General features: G+C 58.5%; 2 protein-coding genes. One reads left to right on the forward strand and one right to left on the reverse strand.

What is annotated here, in order from left to right:
* Window positions 1-35 precede the first annotated feature (35 nt).
* Entirely contained in the window at window positions 36-671 is a 636-nt protein-coding gene (gene upp, locus NW815_RS09750; protein ID WP_414329961.1) for a uracil phosphoribosyltransferase, read from the reverse strand.
* Between the two features lie 114 nt (window positions 672-785).
* Here upp and NW815_RS09755 point away from each other — a divergent pair.
* Window positions 786-1936 (forward strand): metallophosphoesterase family protein (locus tag NW815_RS09755; RefSeq protein WP_414415955.1); only part of this gene is annotated, 1151 nt, incomplete at its 3' end.

Consider the following 1936-nt stretch of genomic DNA (forward strand, 5'->3'; position numbering starts at 1 on the left):
TTGAGCTTATCATTGACTAGAGTCATGCTCTCCCATCAGCGGGTGCCGAACAGGCGATCCCCTGCATCTCCCAGGCCGGGGAGGATGTAGCCGTGCTCGTCTAGGCCATCGTCTACAGCAGCGGTATAGATTGGCACATCTGGGTTCTGTTCGTGGAAATACCGGATCCCTTCTGGGGCGGCCACCAGGCAGATGAAGCGGATCGACTGGGGTCGGGTTTGGCGTAGGCGCGCTACAGCCGCTGCTGCCGAATGGCCGGTGGCCAACATTGGATCCACCACCAGCACCTCACGATCTTCGATATCGGTGGGCACCTTGAAGTAGTACTCGATGGGGATCAGGGTATGGGGATCCCGATATAGGCCGATATGCCCCACCCGTGCTGATGGGATCAGCTCCAGCATGCCGTCGAGGAGCCCTTGGCCGGCCCGCAGGATGGAGACAAGCACCAACTTTTTCTCTGCCGCCAACATCGGCGCCAACATTGGGGCCATCGGGGTTTGAATGGGCTGTAGCTTGAGGGGCAGATCGCGGGTCACCTCGTAGGCCATCAAGAGGCTGATCTCCCGCATCAGCGCTCGGAAGTCGGCGGTTGTAGTTTCAACACGGCGCATGAGGCTGAGCTTGTGCTGCACCAGAGGGTGATCGATGGTAATCACCTGGGCCACCATGCTGTGCTCCTGAGATAATCGGGATCCCGTGATGGATGCCAGAATAGCAGAAGCGCTTGTCCCCCCGGTGGGCCGAAGGCTCTATCTGCTTGCTGTTGTCAAGGGGAGTAATCCGTGCAGATCCGCTTTGCTGTGGTGAGCGATCCCCACGTCGCCCTCCCTTCCACCCTTTGGGATCACCCCAGCCGATTTCACCTGGTAGAGGTGAGCATCCCGGCTCTGGAACAGGTTTTGCAGCATCTGGTGCAGTTGCCTCTGGATTTTCTGCTGTTGCCGGGGGATCTGACTCAGCATGGGGAGCCGGAAAACCATGCATGGCTGGCAGAGCGGCTGTCTCGACTGCCCTTTCCGGCTTTTGTGGTGCCCGGCAACCACGATGTGCCCCAGCCCGAGGCCAGCGGGCGCTCTATTGGTTTGGCGGATTTTCCCCGCTACTACCGAGCTTTTGGCTACGAGGATGGGCAGTCTTTGGATTACAGCCGGGTTCTGCGGCCAGGGATCCGTTTGATCGGCCTCAATTCCAACCATTTTGATGCTCAGGGTCAATTGGTGGGGTGTCTAACCCCAGAACAACTGACCTGGCTGGAGAAAGAATTGGCGGCAGCCGAGGAAGAGCTGGTGCTGCTGATGGTGCACCATAATGTGGTCGAGCATCTGCGCGGCCAGTCTCTCCATCCCTGGGGGCGTCGCTACATGCTGGAGAATGCCTCTCAGTTGCGGCGGCTGCTGCAAGCTTATGGGGTGCAACTGGTGTTCACCGGACATCTGCACATCCAGCACATCGCCCGACGAGGGGGGGTTTACGACATTACCACCGGCTCTTTGGTCAGCTTTCCCCACCCCTACCGCCTTGTCGAGATCCGGTCGGATCGAGAGACCGGAATCCAAGTCCATATCCAGAGCTACCGGGTGGGATCCCTGCCCGATTGGCCCGATTTGCAAGCGTTCTCCCGGGAGTGGATGGCCCAGCGCAGCGAACCAGCGGTGGTTAAGTTTTTAACCTCCGCACCGCTGAATTTGCCTTTGGAACAGGCACAAGCCTTGGCCCCACAATTGCGCTACTTTTGGGCAGCGGTGGCTGCCGGGGATCCAGACCTCACTTTCCCAGACTTTCCCCAGCCAGCAGGCCGATTTCTGGAGCGTTTCAGCCGTTGTTTTCGCTGCCCGCCTGATAACCAGGCCCAGTTTCAGTTCGCTTCCAATTTCTTTTCCAATTCTTTTCCAATTTCTAGGGATTTTCCAATTTCTAGGGATCCCCCCGAAGG

The organism is Synechococcus sp. R6-7 (assembly GCF_047461695.1).
Lineage (GTDB): Bacteria > Cyanobacteriota > Cyanobacteriia > Thermostichales > Thermostichaceae > Thermostichus.

What these genes read in the sequence shown, in the direction of transcription:
- upp (WP_414329961.1), bottom strand. Translation starts at nt 671, where the DNA reads ATGGTGGCCCAGGTGATTACCATCGATCACCCTCTGGTGCAGCACAAG.